Origin of the sequence: Sphingomonas sp. 3P27F8 (genome assembly GCF_005502745.1) — a bacterium.
Classification (GTDB): Bacteria; Pseudomonadota; Alphaproteobacteria; order Sphingomonadales; family Sphingomonadaceae; genus Sphingomonas.
In genome coordinates, this window is sequence record NZ_SCNL01000003.1 from 1 (window position 1) to 16,305 (window position 16,305).

14 protein-coding genes are annotated in these 16,305 nt (G+C 64.6%); 9 read left to right on the top strand and 5 right to left on the bottom strand.

Annotation, left to right across the window (positions count from 1 at the left end):
• The 3 genes from FFS35_RS04645 to FFS35_RS04655 all read right to left on the bottom strand — a co-directional run.
• The coding region (locus FFS35_RS04645) for an NYN domain-containing protein (protein WP_137785973.1) at positions 1-458 on the bottom strand (458 nt) is incomplete at its 3' end.
• Between the two features lie 30 nt (positions 459-488).
• On the bottom strand, positions 489-971 hold the full coding sequence (gene greB, locus FFS35_RS04650; protein ID WP_137785974.1) for a transcription elongation factor GreB: 483 nt from the start codon (positions 969-971) through the stop codon (positions 489-491).
• 3 nt (positions 972-974) lie between these two features.
• Positions 975-2,984 (bottom strand): lytic transglycosylase domain-containing protein, encoded by a 2,010-nt coding sequence (locus FFS35_RS04655; RefSeq protein WP_249341458.1) that lies wholly within the window; start codon positions 2,982-2,984, stop codon positions 975-977.
• Positions 2,985-3,084: 100 nt separating this feature from the next.
• Between FFS35_RS04655 and dapA the strand changes: the two genes are divergently transcribed.
• The 9 genes from dapA to FFS35_RS04705 all read left to right on the top strand — a co-directional run bounded on the left by dapA (position 3,085) and on the right by FFS35_RS04705 (position 14,679).
• On the top strand, positions 3,085-3,966 hold the full coding sequence (dapA, locus tag FFS35_RS04660; protein ID WP_137785976.1) for a 4-hydroxy-tetrahydrodipicolinate synthase: 882 nt from the start codon (positions 3,085-3,087) through the stop codon (positions 3,964-3,966).
• An 18-nt stretch (positions 3,967-3,984) separates the two neighbouring features.
• A complete protein-coding gene (gene smpB, locus FFS35_RS04665) occupies positions 3,985-4,467 on the top strand; it encodes an SsrA-binding protein SmpB (RefSeq protein WP_137785977.1) in 483 nt (160 codons plus the stop codon).
• Complete coding sequence (locus FFS35_RS04670) at positions 4,467-5,021, top strand: DUF2062 domain-containing protein (RefSeq protein WP_137785978.1); 555 nt, start codon at positions 4,467-4,469, stop codon at positions 5,019-5,021. Before smpB ends, FFS35_RS04670 begins: the two co-directional genes overlap by 1 nt.
• 68 nt (positions 5,022-5,089) lie before the next feature.
• The gene (locus FFS35_RS04675) at positions 5,090-7,123 is read left to right on the top strand and encodes a M13 family metallopeptidase (protein WP_137785979.1); all 2,034 of its coding nucleotides are present in this window, start codon (positions 5,090-5,092) and stop codon (positions 7,121-7,123) included.
• 60 nt (positions 7,124-7,183) lie between these two features.
• Complete coding sequence (locus tag FFS35_RS04680; protein ID WP_137785980.1) at positions 7,184-9,565, top strand: response regulator; 2,382 nt, start codon at positions 7,184-7,186, stop codon at positions 9,563-9,565.
• A 39-nt stretch (positions 9,566-9,604) separates the two neighbouring features.
• Positions 9,605-9,955, top strand: coding sequence for a response regulator (locus FFS35_RS04685; RefSeq protein WP_137785981.1), 351 nt, complete (start codon positions 9,605-9,607; stop codon positions 9,953-9,955).
• Between the two features lie 45 nt (positions 9,956-10,000).
• Positions 10,001-11,722, top strand: coding sequence for a dihydroxy-acid dehydratase (gene ilvD, locus FFS35_RS04690; protein ID WP_137785982.1), 1,722 nt, complete (start codon positions 10,001-10,003; stop codon positions 11,720-11,722).
• 396 nt (positions 11,723-12,118) lie between these two features.
• Positions 12,119-13,495: an NAD(P)H-hydrate dehydratase gene (locus FFS35_RS04700; protein WP_349290317.1), complete on the top strand. Its 1,377-nt coding sequence runs from the start codon at positions 12,119-12,121 to the stop codon at positions 13,493-13,495.
• Positions 13,486-14,679, top strand: coding sequence for a class I SAM-dependent RNA methyltransferase (locus FFS35_RS04705; protein WP_137785984.1), 1,194 nt, complete (start codon positions 13,486-13,488; stop codon positions 14,677-14,679). Before FFS35_RS04700 ends, FFS35_RS04705 begins: the two co-directional genes overlap by 10 nt.
• Here FFS35_RS04705 and truA read toward each other — a convergent pair.
• Entirely contained in the window at positions 14,651-15,397 is a 747-nt protein-coding gene (truA, locus tag FFS35_RS04710; RefSeq protein ID WP_137785985.1) for a tRNA pseudouridine(38-40) synthase TruA, read from the bottom strand. The two genes, FFS35_RS04705 and truA, sit on opposite strands and share 29 nt — an antisense overlap.
• A complete protein-coding gene (fmt, locus tag FFS35_RS04715) occupies positions 15,394-16,299 on the bottom strand; it encodes a methionyl-tRNA formyltransferase (RefSeq protein WP_137785986.1) in 906 nt (301 codons plus the stop codon). The genes truA and fmt overlap by 4 nt, the downstream gene beginning before the upstream one ends.
• Positions 16,300-16,305: the final 6 nt, after the last annotated feature.

Genomic DNA, 16,305 nt, shown 5'->3' on the forward strand with positions numbered 1-16,305 from the left:
GACGGGGCGGGCGTCTCTATCAGCTTGTCGACGTCGATGAAGCGGGTGCAGGCGTTCTGGAATGCCTGCGGCGTGCGGCTCGCGCCGAAGCCATAGACGTCATGACCGTCCTGCCGGATGCGCATCGCCAGCGGCATGAAATCGCTGTCGGATGACATGATGCCGAAGGCGCGCACGCGCCCGCGATAGAGCAGGTCCATCGCGTCGATCGTCATCTTCATGTCGGTGGCGTTCTTGCCTTTGGTCAGGTCGAACTGCTGTTGTGGCTCGATGCCGTATTTCACGGTCATGTCGTGCCATCCCTTCAGCTCCGGCTTGGTCCAGTTGCCATAGACCCGGCGGACGTTGACGCTGCCCAGCTCGGCGAGCACGGTGAGCACGGGGTCGATCGCATGCCACGATGCATTGTCCGCATCGATCAGCAGCGCGACGTTGAGATTGCGATTGTCGTCGGTCATGCCGCCTGATCGCCCCCGGCGCGTCGGCCGTCAACCGTGCGGATAAGTTATCGTCATCACTTCATATTCGCGTTCGCCGGCGGGAAGCGATACGCGGCGCAGATCGCCGACGGTCGCGCCGCGCAGCGCGCGCGCGATCGGGGCGTTCCAGCCGATCCGCCCGTTCCCGGCGTCCGCCTCGTCGTCGCCGACCAGCGTGAGCGTGCGATGATTGTCGTCCTCGTCCGCCACCGTCACGGTCGCCCCGAAGAACACGCGGCTGCGATCGGGGGACTGCGCGGGATCGACCACCTTGGCCGCCTTCATCCGTTTCGACAGCCAGCCGAGCCGCCGGTCGATCTCGCGCAGGCGCTTGCGGCCGTAGATATAGTCGCCGTTTTCGGAACGATCGCCGTTTCCCGCGGCCCACGCGATCGTATCGAGCAGCGCGGGGCGCTCCTTGCCGAACAGCGTTTCATATTCGGCGCGCAACGCCGCATAGCCGGCGGGCGTGATGTAATTGGGGCGGTCCACCGATCAGCCCCGTTTCGAGCGTCCGAGATACCAGCTCAGGTTCGCCGGGCCGCGGCTGCGCGCGCGTTGCGGGTTCATCAGGTCATAGACCACCGCATTCTCCAGCACGCGCTGCACATAGCTGCGCGTTTCGCTGAACGGGATCGCCTCGACCCAATCGACCCAGTCCACCGTGCCGGTGCGCGGATCGCCATTCGCGGCGAGCCATTTGTTCACGTTGCCCGGCCCGGCGTTATAGGCCGCGATCGCCAGCGGATAGCTGCCGAACTGCTTGAAGATCCGCTGGAAATAGGTCGATCCGAGCTGGACGTTATAGCCCGTGTCGCTGGTGAGCGCGCCGACGTTGTAGGCAAGGCCCATTTTGGCGGCCTGTTCGCGCGCGGTTCCCGGCATCAGCTGCATCAGCCCGCGCGCGCCCGCGCCGGAAACGGCCATCCGGTCGAAATTGCTCTCCTGCCGCGAGATCGCATGGATCATTGTCCATTCGTCCTCATAGCCGCCGGGGACCGGGACGGTGGGAAAGCCGGTCGCGACATATTCGGTCAGGCCGTTGATCATCGCCTTGCGCCCGACGAGCACCCCCAGATCGGGGCGGCCGAGCGCGCGCGACAGCTCATCGGCGAGCAGGTGATCGGTATCGCTGGTGGCATCGGCGGCGATCTGTTTCACGAACGCCGTCTGATCCTGCCAGTCGTTGATCGAGCCGAGGAACTGCGCGACGCGAACCACCTCGCGGCCGTAGAATGCGGCGCGCGCGGCCGGGCTGGCCGGGCTTGCGCTCACCGCCGGCGGCGGCACGAGCGTGCGCGCCAGATGCTCGTTGGCGAGCAGGCCGTAATATTGATCGCGGAAGCCCGCGGCGCGCTCGAAAAAGCCGCTCGCCTCGGTGGTGCGGCCGGCGGCCTCGGCGGCGCGCGCTGCCCAGTAGAAGCCTTTCGCGCGCGTTTGCGGCGCGATCGTGCCGCGACCGTAGCGATCGAACAGCGGCATCGCGTCGGCCGGGCGATTGAGCCTGTTGAGCGCGGCCTGCCCGGCCAGCCAGACGAGATTGGTATATTGATCGCGCTCGCCATAGGATTTGGTCGAGACATCGGTCCCGGCGGGATAGGCGTCGTCGACCTGCCGCGCGATGTCATAGGCGGTCTGCCACTGCCCGTCCGCCGCGGCGCCTTTCGCGGTGGCATAGAGCACGAGATAGAATTTCTCGGGATTGCCGGGGCGGTTGATCCCCGGCGCCCGCGTGCGCGCAAGCCAGGCGCGGGCGGCGAGCGGGTTGGTGCGGCCGAGCCAGGTGGCCTTGTCGGCGATATATCCCGCGTCGCGCTCGCCGATCGCGTCATATTGCGCGGCGAGGTCCGCGGCGTTCGCCGCCCCGCTGCGGAACGCCAGCCGCGCCTCGAGCAGCGGGCGTTGCGATGCGGAGACCAGCGTGATCTGGCGCGCCGCGACGCTGGTGGCGCCCTGCCACAGCAGCGTATCCATGCGGGCGTCGTGATCCTCGGTGCGCAGCGCGCCGCCGAATTGCTGGAGCAACGCCGCCTCGTCGCTGGCCGAAAGCGTGCCGCGCCGCCACGCCGCGCGCGCCTCGTCATTGGCCTGCGCGATCGCCCCGGTCGCCGCCAGCGCGCGTGCATAAGCCAGGCCGCCGGCCGCCGATTGCGGCGGGAAGCGGCGGAAATAGGCGATCAGCGCGGATGGCGAGGCGGTGCCCGTCGCGGCCTGCCTCTCCGCCGCCCGGCGATTGGCGCTTTCCCCGGGCCAGCCGGGATGCGCGAGCAGGAACGTGGCGTAGCTGTCGAACGGCAACGCATCGGTCTGCTGCAGCGTCTTCCACTGCGCGAACGATTGCGCCAACCCGTTCACATTCGCGGCGGGCACGACGCGAACCGGAGCGGCCGCCTGCGTCTCCGTCTGTTCGGCACGCGCATTCGCCATGCGCGTCACGTATGAATCGTCCCTGTCCTGCGCGAGCGCCAAAGCCGCGCCGGCCCCTGCGAGCAATCCGATCAACACACCTGCCTTCAATCCAGTCACCATGTGGACAGAGTAGCGGCTCTACCCGTATCTGTCCTGAACGAACCTACCATCTTCGCGCATTCAGGAACGCAAAATCATGTTTTCCGGCTCTATTCCGGCGCTTGTGACGCCATTCGACGCGCATGGCGCCTTTATCGAATCGGCGTATCGCGATCTCGTCGAGTGGCAGATCGCCGAAGGCTCCGCCGCACTGGTGCCATGCGGGACTACCGGGGAGGCGGCCACGCTGACCAAGGAGGAGCAGTTCGCGATCGTGCGCACCTGCGTCGATCAGGCGAAAGGCCGCGTGCCGGTGATCGCGGGCGCGGGATCGAACGATACCCGCGTCGCCGCCGCGAACCTGATCGCTGCGAAGGAGGCGGGGGCGGATGCGGCGCTGATGGTGCCGCCTTATTACAATCGCCCGTCGCAGGACGGCATCTACCAGCATTTCGCGGCGCTGGCGGCGAATGCCGCGCTGCCGATCGTGCTCTATAACGTGCCGGCACGCACCGTTACCGATATCCAGCCGGAAACGCTTATCCGCATCGTTTCCGATTTCCCGTCGGTGTTCGTGGCGGTGAAGGATGCGTCCGGGGTGCTCCAGCGGGTGTCGCAGCATCGCGCCGCGCTGGGCGATGGTTTCTGCCAGCTGTCGGGCAATGACGATCTCGCGCTTGCCTTCAACGCGATGGGCGGTGTGGGGTGCATCTCGGTCACCGCCAATGTCGCGCCGCGCCTGTGCGCGGATATGCAGAAGGCGTGCGCAGCGGGCGATTACGCCGCCGCGCTTGCGCTGCACGACCGGCTTTTCGCGCTGCATCTCGCGCTGTTCACCGATGCGTCGCCCGGCCCGGTGAAATATGCCATGACGAAGGTGCGCCCCGAGTTCCCCGCTGGCCTGCGCCTGCCGATGACCTGGCCGGGGGAGGCCTCGCGGGCGGCGGTGGACGCGGGGCTGGCGCGCGCGGCACTGTAACCTTACATCGCACCCAATATGTCGCGTCCCAAGCCCGCCACCTTCGACAAGAAGAAGATCGTCGCCGAAAACCGGCGCGCCCGGTTCGAATATTCGATCGAGGACAAGTTCGAGGCGGGGATCGTCCTCACCGGCACCGAGGTGAAGTCGCTGCGTTTCGGCGAAGGCTCGATCGCGGAAAGCTATGCCGAGGTGAACGAAGGCGGCGTCTGGCTGATTAATTCGAACGTGCCCGAATTCAGCCACGGCAACCGCTTCAATCATTCGCCGCGCCGCCCGCGCAAGCTGTTGCTGCACGAGCGCGAGATCAACAAGCTTCACGGCGCCGTCGCGCGTCAGGGCATGACGCTCGTGCCGCTGTCGGTCTATTTCAACGGGCAGGGCCGGGCGAAGGTCGAACTGGCGCTCGCCAAGGGGCGAAAGGATCACGACAAGCGCGCCGCCATCAAGGAGCGCGAGTGGAAGCGCGAGGCGGGGCGCGTGCTGCGCGAGCGCGGCTGATGGCATCAGAAAGGCGTGGGTTGTGGCAGCGGTTCGCCGCGTGGTGCGGTCGTAACCTGCCCACGCGCGAATCGATGGAGCAAAGCCGCCTGCTGCGCCCGGTGGCGCATCGCGTGCTGGCGCCGCATCTGTGGCGGTTCACGCGCCGGTCGGTGCCGCGCGGCGTGGCGCTGGGGATGGTGACGGGCATCCTCTTCCCGGTCGCGCAAATCCCGTTTTCCGCGCTGCTGGCGCTGCCGTTGCGCGCGAACATCCCGGCGGCAGCGCTCACCACCTTCATCACCAATCCGCTGACCACCCCGCCGCTGTGGGTCGGCGCTTACTGGATCGGGAAGTGGGCGCTGCACATCGATACGGCGCTGCCCGGTGATCCGGTGCGCGATGCGGTGGAATCGGGCTGGATGCAGTGGCTGATGTCGGATGCAGCCCCCGCCACCGCGATCGGGCTGCTGATCGTGAGCGCGTCGTTCGCGATCGGGGGCTATTTCCTGTCGATGGTCGGCTGGCGGGTGTGGATCGCGCGCAAGTGGCGAAATCGTCGCATTCGCAACTAAGATTGACGAGGCGTGTCATCGGCGTACATCACGGTCATCCCGCTTTGGTGTCATAGGATTACCCGTCGATGCGTTCGTTAATCATTGCCTCCCTGCTCCTTTCGGCTGGCGCTGCCGCGCTGGCGCAGACTGCCCCGCGATCGGCGCCGGTGGATCAGGATCGCCCCGCGATCGGCGATTTCGGGGTCGACATGGCGGGGCGCGACACCGCCGTGCCGCCCGGCCGGGATTTCTATGATTATGCCAATGGCGATTGGCAGAAGGTAACGCAGATCCCGGCGGACCGCGCCTCCTTCGGCATGTTCCACAAGCTGCAGGATCTCTCGCAGCGGCGCATGCACGATCTGCTTGAGGAGGTGTCGAAGCAGCCGGGCAACAAGTCTGGCGATTTCTATGCCAGCTTCATGGACGAGGCGGCGGTGAACGCGAAGGGCGCGGCGCCGGTGAAGCCGTGGCTCGCCGCGATCAGGGCGACGACGGACAAGCGCGCGCTGGCGGTCGAGGCTGGGCGGATGCAGCGGTATGGCGTGGCGGATCTGTTCAACGTCGGCGTTGGTCAGGATGACAAGGCCCCTGACACCTATATCGTCAATCTGTCGCAGGGCGGGCTGGGGCTGCCGGACCGCGATTATTATCTGAAGGACGATCCCAAGCTGGCCGAGACGCGCGCCGCGTATCAGGCGTATCTCGCGCGGATGCTGACGCTGGCTGGCGAACCGGACGCGGAACAGCGGGCGGCGGCGGTGTTCGCGTTCGAGAAGGAGCTGGCGGCCGCGCACTGGACCCGGATCGAGAGCCGCGATGCGGACAAGACCTACAACAAAATCGCCTTCACCGATCTGGCGGCGCGCGCACCTGGGTTCGATTGGGCGGCGTTCGCCAGGGCGGCCGGCATGCCCCTCGGCGGCTATTATCTCATAGCCCAACCAACCGCCCTCACCAAGGAAGCTAAAGTTTGGGCGGCGACGCCGATCGCGGTGCTGAAGGACCATTTGATGCTCCGCACTCTGAGTAGCTATGCCCGTTTCCTGTCGATCGATTTCGATAAGACGCGTTTTGAGTTCTACGGTACCACCTTATCGGGCACGCCGGAGCAGCCCGCACGGTGGAAGCGCGCTAGCGATCTCATCAAGGATGAGTTGGGCGAGGATATCGGTCGCGCCTATGTCGCAAAGTACTTTCCGCCCGAGGCGAAGGCGGCGGCCGACGAACTGGTGAAGAATTTGATCGGCGCAATGGGTGAGCGGCTCCGTAAGCTCGAATGGATGGCGCCGGAAACAAAGCAGAAAGCGCTCGCCAAGCTCGCCACCTTCCGTCCCAAGATCGGTTATCCTGAAAAGTGGCGTGATTATTCAAAACTGGTCGTCAAGCGTGGCGATTTGTTTGGGAACGTGGCGCGGGCGAATGAATTCGATTTCCAGCGAGACCTTAACAAGATCGGCAATCGGGTTGACCGCGACGAATGGTTTATGACGCCGATGGAGATCAACGCCTATTACAATCCGCCGATGAACGAGATTGTCTTCCCGGCGGCAATTCTCCAGCCGCCATTCTTCGATCCGAAGGCAGATCCTGCAGTGAACTACGGCGCGATCGGCGCAGTGATCGGTCATGAGATCAGCCATGGTTTTGACGATCAAGGTCGCAAATACGATGCCAGCGGAAAGCTGACCGACTGGTGGACCGCCCAGGACGCCACGCGCTTCAATAGCTTCACGGACAAGCTTGTCGCGCAATATGACGCCTACGAACCGCTACCGGGTCAGCATATTCAGGGCGGTTTGACGCTAGGCGAGAATATCGCTGACCTTGCCGGGCTGACGATTGCGATAGACGCTTATCACGCAACGCTTGGTGGTAAAGCAGCATCGGTGATCGACGGCACGAGCGGCGATCAGCGATTCTATCTGGGCTGGGCTCAGGTGTGGCGGATCAAACAACGCGAGCCGGCGTTGCGGCAGGCGCTTCTTTCGGATCCGCACTCGCCAGGGCATTATCGGGTGCTCACGGTCCGCAACCTCGATCCTTGGTATGCCGCCTACGGTGCGAAGGCGGGCGACCGACTTTACCTTGCTCCCGAAGCGCGCGTTCGTATCTGGTGATCGTACTCGCTGTCCCCCCGTGCTTGACGTCTGGCGGGTGGCAAAGGATCACCCGCAGTCATGGCTCCTAAACCGCTTACCTTTTCTGCCGGATTTACCCCGGGCGCTTCATTTTTGATAGCGGTGGGGGCGGGCTTGTCCGCCGCATTGCTGGTGCTCTGGCTGGTGGGAAACAAGGTTTTTGCGGCCGGTTTCGGCGGCACAGCGATCGTGTTCGGCGGCGCTGCGATCGCGTGGCGTTCGCTGAGTCGGCCGCGTGAGGATCGCGTGAGCGAACTGGATTTGAGCCTCGTTCGAGCCGTTGTTCAGACGGCACAGGACGCGATCGCAATTACTGATCGCACCGGGCGGCTGGTATGCGCCAACGATCGCTACGAGGCGATGTTCGGCGGTTTTCCGACGCCGCCCGAATTGTCGCTAGGTGATTCCGGAACGTCAACGTTGATCGCTGCAGGCCGCATTGCTTGGCGCGACGGGCAGGCGCAGGTGGGTCAGCTGAGGCTAGACGAGCAACCGGTAAGCGCAGAAATCGCCCGCGCGGGCGATCAGCAGGATATGCTGATCTGGCGCTTCGTCCGCGCCGCGCACTCGGATCGAATAGATCGGCTGACGGGCGCACTCGCCGGCGATCTCGGTAATCGCCTCGGCGCTGCCGGGATAATGGCCGCGATGATCGCCGCAGACGGGCGGATCCTTTCGGCTAACCCCGTATTCCGGCATCGCGCACTGGGCAATGGCGAAGGCGGCGTTGACGGCCTGGATTTCGCGAGCTTCCTGATTACCGACAGCCGCGGGCTGGTGCGGTTTGAGCGCGAGGGCCTGGACGGAAACCCTCTTCGGCTTGTTCAGGTGCCGTTTGCAGAGAATGACGGCGGACCAATCCTGATCGCGATGCTCGATGACGAGGAACTGCCGGTGGCCGATGGCCCAACCGCGTCGAGTTATATTAGCACGCTGGTTTCTTTGATGCCGGTGGGAATAGCGCTGGTCGATCGAGAAGGGCGGTTCCTTCAGATGAACGCCGCCTTTACCCGGGCCGCAGGGATCGATCCGGCTGCGCCGCCGCTCTATCCTGGTGACCTAGTCGTGCGCGAGGACAAAGCGGCAGTGGCCGATGCGGTCCGCCGTTTCGCCAACGGCGCCGCCCAATCGAGTGACATGGCAGTACGGCTGCGGGATCATCCGGACGAGCCGATCGCGTTGACGATCGCCGGCGCGCGTGGCCTTGGCCCGGCGGCGGTGGTGCTCAGCCTAAAGGACAATAGCGAGGAATCACGACTGAAGCGCGAGGTCGCGCAGGCAACGAAGATGCAGGCGGTGGGCCAGCTGGCCGGCGGTGTCGCGCACGATTTCAACAACATCCTGACCGCGATCCTGGGTCATTGCGACCTGATGTTGATGCGCCATTCGCCCGGCGACAGCGATTATGACGATATCCAGCAGGTACGCAGTAATTCAAACCGCGCAGCTGGCTTGACGCGGCAGTTGCTTGCCTTTTCGCGCCAGCAGACGTTGCGCCCACAGATATTGCAGTTGCCGGACGTTGTTTCGGAAGTGTCAAATCTTTTGAAACGACTGCTCGGCGAGACTGTCACGCTAAACGTAAGCCATGGTCGTGATCTGGGGCCGGTGCGCGCCGACCCGGGGCAGCTTGAGCAGGTGGTGGTAAATCTCGCAGTAAACGCTCGCGATGCAATGCTCTCCCGCAATCCGCATGGTGGGGGGACGCTGACGATTCGAACCCGCGCCGCGACAATCGCCGAGGTGCGCGACCGCGGCGACATCATGCCTGCGGCCGATTATACTACGCTTGAGATCTCGGACACCGGCACCGGCATCCCGCCGGAGGTTCTGCCCAAGATATTCGAGCCATTTTTCACTACCAAGGAAATCGGCAAGGGCACCGGGCTGGGGCTCTCTACCGTTTACGGGATCGTCAAACAGTCTGGCGGCTATATCTTCGCGGACTCACGGCCGGGGCAGGGAGCGACGTTCACTATTTACCTGCCGGTCCATAACGCCGCGACGGTTGCACCGACACGCATTCCGACCCGGCCAAAGCAGACCGACCTGTGGGGCACGGGTACCGTGCTGCTTGTTGAGGACGAGGCGATGGTGCGCGCTGTTGCTGAACGGGCCCTTTCGCGTCAGGGCTACACTGTCATGAGCGCCGAGAATGGCGAGGCCGCACTCGAACTGCTCGAAACCTGCCAGGCGCCGGACCTGTTGATTTCAGACGTGGTGATGCCGACGATGGACGGGCCGACGATGGCGCGCAAAGTGCGGGATCGTTTCCCCACCCTTCCGATTCTCTTCATGTCGGGCTATGCTGAGGAACAGTTGCGCAAGTCGATCGACATCGGAAATGTCTCCTTCCTGCCCAAACCTTTTTCGGTGCAGCAACTCGCTGAAGCCGCTCGGGAGGCGTTGACGCAAGGGTGACGGGGTTGCGTCGCTGTCCTGGCTTGATATGGCGGTAGGATGGCCGACCGAGTCCTGATCGTAGAAGATGAACCGCTGATCGCGATGATGCTGGAGGATTTCGTCGATGCGCTTGGCCGGGTCTGTGCCGGAACGGCGGATTGTGGGTCAGACGCGCTATCTCTGCTTGCGGCCGGCGCTGTCGACTGCGCTATCCTCGACGTGAACTTGCGGGGCGGAGAGAAGAGCTGGGCGATCGCCGATGCTTTGGAAGCCGCCGACATTCCATTCGTGTTCGCAACCGGGGGCGGTAATGATTCGATCATCGATCGGCATCGCAATCGCCCGCAATTGATGAAGCCGTTCACGATGGACGGTGTGGAGCGGGCGCTCGACAAGCTTTGTGGCTGACGGGAAGGGTTGCGCAGGTGGTCGGCGCGGCCTAGCGCAACGCACATGACGCAACAGTTCGACAAGTCTCGCTTGCCAAGCCGGCACGTTTCGGTTGGTCCCGAGCGTGCTCCACATCGCAGTTATTATTATGCGATGGGTCTGAGCGAAGAGGAAATCGCGCGCCCGTTCGTCGCGCTCGCATCTGCCGGCAACGATAGCGCGCCGTGCAACACCACGCTCGATGCTCAGGCGGATGCTGCGCGTCGAGGGGTTGAGCAGGGGGGCGGGATGCCGCGCCGCTTCAACACCATCACCGTTACCGATGGGATCGCGATGGGGCACCAGGGCATGAAGTCCAGCCTCGTCAGCCGTGAGGTAATTGCTGATTCAGTCGAGCTCTCAGTGCGCGGCCATTGCTATGACGCGCTGGTCGGCTTCGCGGGATGCGACAAGTCCCTGCCGGGCATGATGATGGCGATGCTACGGCTCAATGTGCCGTCGATCTTCGTTTATGGCGGGTCAATACTGCCCGGCCGCTATCAAGGGCGGGACGTCACGGTAGTAGACGTGTTCGAGGTGGTCGGAAAATACGCCGCGCACGCCTGCCCGATAGAGGAAGTTCACGCGCTCGAGAAAGTTGCCTGCCCCGGTCATGGCGCCTGCGGCGGCCAGTATACTGCCAACACTATGGCCTGCGTGGGCGAAGCGATCGGTCTCTCGTTGCCCAACAGCAATATGGTTCCGGCGCCCTACACCTCGCGAGAGCAGATCGCGGTGGCCGCTGGCGCGCAAGTGATGGAACTGTTGGCGCGAAACATCCGGCCGCGAGACATTTGCACACGTCAGGCTTTCGAAAATGCGGCGCGCATCGTCGCGGCGACAGGTGGCTCGACTAATGGCGCGCTTCACTTGCCTGCGATGGCGCATGAGGCGGGGATCAAGTTCGACCTGTTCGATGTGGCCGAGATATTCAAGACAACACCTTACTGCGCAGATCTGAAGCCCGGTGGTAGGTATGTCGCCAAGGACATGTATGAGGCCGGAGGCGTTTACATGCTTATGAAGACGCTGTTGGCAGAAGGGCTGCTTCATGGCGACTGCCTCACCGTCACGGGGAGCACGCTTGGTGAGAACATTGACAAGGTAACGTGGAACCCAGCGCAGAAAGTGATCTACGAGGCCAGATCGCCAATCACGCCGACCGGCGGCGTAGTGGGGCTGAAGGGCAGCCTTGCCCCCGAGGGCGCGATCGTGAAAGTCGCAGGGATGCACCGACTGCAATTTGAAGGGCCGGCGCGCTGCTTCGATTGCGAGGAGGATGCGTTCCGCGCGGTCGAAAATCGTGCGATCCACGAGGGTGAAGTTGTGGTGATCCGTTACGAGGGGCCGAAGGGCGGCCCGGGAATGCGGGAGATGCTTTCCACCACCGCAGCGCTCTATGGCCTTGGCATGGGGGAGAAGGTGGCCCTCATCACAGACGGCCGCTTCTCTGGCGCGACGCGTGGCTTCTGCATTGGTCATGTCGGGCCGGAAGCGGCTGAATGCGGGCCGATCGCGCTGGTCGAGGACGGCGATACGATCCGCATCGATGCCGAGGCGGGCACGATCGATCTGCTGGTGGACGAGGCAGTGCTTGAGGCGCGTCGCGCTAAATGGACGCCGCCTGTCAACGATTACGGATCCGGCGCCTTGTGGCGCTATGCGCAAAATGTAGGCCCCGCCCGTAACGGTGCGGTGACACATCCTGGTGCGGCCGCCGAGCGGCATGTTTACGCGGATATCTGAACCCGTCTTAGCCGTTGTCGTGTGCGCAATGGTAGCGGCCGGGGCGCTTGCCGGATGTGAGGCGCGTGAGCGCGATCCGGGTGCTGCCGCGAAGGTGGGACAACGTAAGTTTGGCGGGCGCGGGGGCAACGTTGAATGCGCAACCGGCGATGCGGCAACCTTTTCGCGATCCTGCTCGCTTGATCAAACCGAAACGGCTCGCGGGCTGGTGCTAACGGTACACCACGGAGATGGCGGTTTTCGCCGTTTGCTGGTGACGAAGGACGGCCGAGGGGTAGTGCCGGCCGACGGCGCGGCAGGTGCGCATGTATCGATTATCGGCACGAACGAGATCGAAGTGGCGATAGATGGTGATCGATATCGGTTGCCCGCAGTTGTCGGTACTCGCTAATGATTATGCTCGACAACGAACCAATTCTCACTGCGTCCGCGATGAGTGCGGCCGAGCAAAGCGTGATCGCGAGCGGAACGAGTGTGGAGGTCCTGATGGACCGGGCCGGCAAGGCAGTGGCAGAGCAAATCCGCCGGCTTGCGGGCGATCAGGAAGTGCTGGTTCTGTGCGGGCCCGGCAATAACGGCGGGGATGGCTATGTGGCCGCGCGCGCGTTGGCGGAGGTCGGTCATCCGGTGCGCGTCGCGGCAACACATGAACCGCGCGGTAAGGCGGCCATGGCTGCTCGGCGTGGTTGGGCCGGCGCGATCGAGACGGCAGACGAGGCGCATGCCGCTCCGGTGCTCCTGGACGCTCTGTTCGGCACAGGTCTGACGCGGGGCCTGGATCAAAGCGCAACTGCGGCGCTATCGCGGCTTGCCGGGGCGGCACGACTGGTGATCGCCGTCGATTTACCTAGCGGCGCCTCCGCCGACGACGGGCGGTTGCTGTCGCATGTGCCCGATTATGATCTGACGTTGGCACTTGGTGCGCTAAAACCCGCCCATCTGTTGATCCCGGCGAGTGCCACATCGCGCAATGTGACAGTGCTCGATATCGGCGTGCCGGTAGCAAGCGACGTGGCCGTGCTAGCTCGCCCGAAATTATCCGTGCCATCGGCGGAGGCGCACAAATATAGCCGAGGTATGGTCGCAATTGTCGCGGGCACGATGCCCGGTGCGGCGGCACTTGCAGCGACGGCAGCGGCGAGTGGGGGCGCCGGTTATGTGATGCTGCTGGGTGGTGGGACCGATCGTATGCCGCATGCCGTCGTAAGGCGCCGGTTCGATACTCATCTGATCAACGACGGGCGGATCGGTGCGCTGCTGATTGGCCCAGGTCTCGGGCGGGACGACCGCGCGAGGGAAAAACTTGCCAGCGCACTCGCCTCCGATCGGCCGCTCGTTATCGATGGCGATGCATTGCACCTGGTATCGGCCGCAGAGCTTTTCGCGCGTGTTGCACCGACGATCTTGACGCCGCATCAGGGCGAGTTCGACGCGCTGTTCGGTAGAAGCGATGCCGGCAAGATTGAACGCGCTCGTGATGCTGCGAGGGCGACCGGCGCAGTGGTCGTCTTCAAGGGCGCGGACACAGTGATCGCTAGGCCAGATGGTACAGTGCGCGTGGCTGCCGCCGCCCCTTCGTGGCTTTCGACCGCAGGAACAGGTGATGTGCTTGCGGGGCTTGTCACTGCGCGAATAGCAGTTAGTGGCGACGCCTTCCTCGGAGCTGGAGAAGCGGTGTGGCTCCAGGCAGAGGCGGCGCGGCGCGCGGGCGCGGCTTTTGTTGCTGATGATCTGGCGCGGTATTTGTCGGAAGCCGTATCAACATGTCTTTAAACGAAATCGTCCGTATCGCTGCCCGTGGCGACGGTGTGACAGCGGACGGCAGACATGCGGCTTTCGCAGCGCCGGGCGATACGCTCAACCCTGACGGGACGATCACACCAGGAAGCCATCGCGCTACGCCGCCATGCCGCCATTTTCCGGCTTGCGGGGGATGCCAACTCCAGCATCTCGATGATGTCAGCTGGGCAGCGTATATTACGGATAGAGTGGAATCTGCACTTGCCGCGCAAGGACTCGCAACAGAAATCCGTCCGCCAGCGCTTTCCCCGCCACGTACCCGCCGGCGGGCGACGCTGCATTGGGAGCCAGCGGGGCGAATCGGTTTCACCGGCGAGAAGAGTCACGCAATCATCGATCTCGCCGAATGCCACGTCCTTGTGCCCGAACTGTTCACGATCATCGCGCCGCTCAAGCGCCTGCTGGGAAGATTGCGGATAAAACGAAGGCTTGATGTGCATCTGACGCTCGCCGATCAGGGCGTAGACATATTGATTTCCGGGATGCTTCCCGAAGGGCTGGAAGCCGCCGAAGCTATTACGGCTTTCGCTGAGCAGCACTCACTTGCCCGATTTGCATTCGACGAGGGCTTTGGCCCTGAGGTGCGGTGGGAGCCGGTCGGCGTCACCATCACCCTTGGCGGTGCTCCCGTACCACTGCCGTGTGCCGCCTTCCTCCAGGCGACGCGCGAGGGCGAAGCGGCGCTGGTGGCCGCGGTAAACGAAACAGTGAAGGATTCGCCGACCATAGCGGATCTATTCGCGGGGCTTGGAACGTTCGCGCTGGCGCTGCCGGCGAAGGTATATGCGGCCGAAGGCGCGCGTGAGGCAATTCTGTCGCTGAAAGCGGCTGCGGCGCGAGCGGGACGGCCAGTATTCGTCGAGCACCGCGATCTTTATCGCCGTCCGGTTACGACCGCCGAACTAAATCGCTTCTCTGCAGTGGTGATCGATCCGCCGCGTGCCGGCGCCCGCGAACAGGCCGAGGCGCTGGCCGGCAGCGATGTGCCCGTAATCGGCTATGTTTCATGTAATCCCAGCAGTTTCGCCCGCGATGCGAAAGTGCTGATTGGCGGGGGTTACAAGCTCGAATGGGTGCAGCCGGTAGGGCAATTCCGCTGGTCCACGCATGTCGAACTGGCGGCGAACTTCAGTCGCAGGAATAGTCCGCCCCGATGAAGTAAAGGCCGTCGGGCGGCGCATTGTAGCCGAGCGCCGTTCGGTCGCGCGCCTCCAGCGCGGCGGTTACGTCCTCCGGCGTCCATTTTCGCTGGCCGACAAGCGCTAGGCAACCGACCATCGAGCGCACCTGATGGTGGAGGAAAGAGCGGGCCGAGGCGAGCACCGCAATACGCTCGCCCTTCGCGATCACTTCCAGTCGGTCTAGCGTGCGAACAGGGCTGTCTGCTTGGCAATGTGCGGAGCGGAAGGTGGTGAAGTCATGGCGCCCGGTGAGACGTACCGCGGCCGCACGCATCGCTTCCGCGTCGAGTTGGGTAGCCACCCGCCAAGCGAGCCCGCGTTCGAAGGTGAGCGGGGGGCGGCGCTGGATTATCACGTAGCGATAATAGCGGCGGATGCAGGAGAAACGGGCGTGCCAATCGTCCGGCACCTCCTGCGCGGCCAGCACCGCGACCGGCGCGGGACGCACGCGCGAGTTCAGCGCCTCCATCAGCCGGAACGCGGTGAGCGGCTTCGCGATATCGACATGCGCGCGCATCGCGGTGGCATGTACCCCGGCATCGGTGCGCCCGGCGGCATGCACCACCGCTTCCTCGCCGGTGATCGCGAAGACAGCCTCTTCGAGCACCTGCTGCACACTGGGGCCGTGCGCCTGGCGTTGCCAGCCCATGAAGGGGCGACCGTCGAATTCGATCGTCAGCGCAAAGCGGGTCATAGCCGGGTGCCCGGCGCCATCGGGAAGCCGCGCATCAACTCCTCCGCGGCCATCACCCCGCGCCCGGCGCGCTGCACGACGGTCGGCCGGATCGCGCCGGACAGGCAGGCGATGGTCGGGCGCCCGTCCAGCACCACGCCCGGCGCCCCGCTCGCTTCCGCCTCGACGGCGGCGGCCAGCACGCGAACGCGCTCGCCATTCGCCTCGAACCACGCGCCGGGCGGATTGAACGCACGGACCTGTCGCTCGACCGCCGCCGCATCGAGGGCGAAATCGAGCCGTGTTTCCTCCTTGGCGATCTTGGCGGCATAGGTGACGCCGTCTTCCGGCTGCGGGACCGGAGGATGGGCGATCGGATCGGCCAGCACCCGCACCATCAGGCGCGCGCCCAGCGCCGCCAGCTCCTCGGCCAGTTCGCCCGCCGTCTTGCCGGCAATCGACGTGCGGCCTTCCAGCCGCACCGGGCCGGTATCCAGCCCGGCCTCCATCTGCATGATCCCGACGCCGGTTTCAGTGTCTCCGGCAAGGATCGCGCGCTGGATCGGCGCTGCCCCGCGCCAGCGCGGCAGCAGCGAGCCGTGCACGTTCAGGCAGCCGAGTCGCGGCGCCTCCAGCACGGCGCGCGGCAGGATAAGGCCATAAGCCGCGACCACGGCGACGTCCGCATCCAGCGCGGTGAACGCCGACTGTTCCCCGGGCAACTTGAGGCTGACGGGCGTTCGCACGGGAATTCCATATCCCTCCGCACGCCGCTGCACCGGCGATGGCACCAGTTCGCGTCCGCGCCGCCCGCCCGGGCGCGGCGGCTGGCTGTATGCCGCAACGATATCATGCCCGGCGTCCACGAGCGCATCGAGCGTCGGCACCGCGAAGGCGGGCGTTCCCATGAAGATGATCCGCATCCCGCG

Coding starts and splice junctions, on each gene's coding strand:
- fmt (WP_137785986.1), bottom strand. CDS start 16,299: ATGCGGATCATCTTCATGGGAACGCCCGCCTTCGCGGTGCCGACGCTC.
- FFS35_RS04685 (WP_137785981.1), top strand. CDS start 9,605: ATGGCCGACCGAGTCCTGATCGTAGAAGATGAACCGCTGATCGCGATG.
- dapA (WP_137785976.1), top strand. CDS start 3,085: ATGTTTTCCGGCTCTATTCCGGCGCTTGTGACGCCATTCGACGCGCAT.
- truA (WP_137785985.1), bottom strand. CDS start 15,397: ATGACCCGCTTTGCGCTGACGATCGAATTCGACGGTCGCCCCTTCATG.
- FFS35_RS04670 (WP_137785978.1), top strand. CDS start 4,467: ATGGCATCAGAAAGGCGTGGGTTGTGGCAGCGGTTCGCCGCGTGGTGC.
- ilvD (WP_137785982.1), top strand. CDS start 10,001: ATGACGCAACAGTTCGACAAGTCTCGCTTGCCAAGCCGGCACGTTTCG.
- FFS35_RS04680 (WP_137785980.1), top strand. CDS start 7,184: ATGGCTCCTAAACCGCTTACCTTTTCTGCCGGATTTACCCCGGGCGCT.
- FFS35_RS04675 (WP_137785979.1), top strand. CDS start 5,090: ATGCGTTCGTTAATCATTGCCTCCCTGCTCCTTTCGGCTGGCGCTGCC.
- FFS35_RS04705 (WP_137785984.1), top strand. CDS start 13,486: ATGTCTTTAAACGAAATCGTCCGTATCGCTGCCCGTGGCGACGGTGTG.
- FFS35_RS04700 (WP_349290317.1), top strand. CDS start 12,119: ATGCTCGACAACGAACCAATTCTCACTGCGTCCGCGATGAGTGCGGCC.
- smpB (WP_137785977.1), top strand. CDS start 3,985: ATGTCGCGTCCCAAGCCCGCCACCTTCGACAAGAAGAAGATCGTCGCC.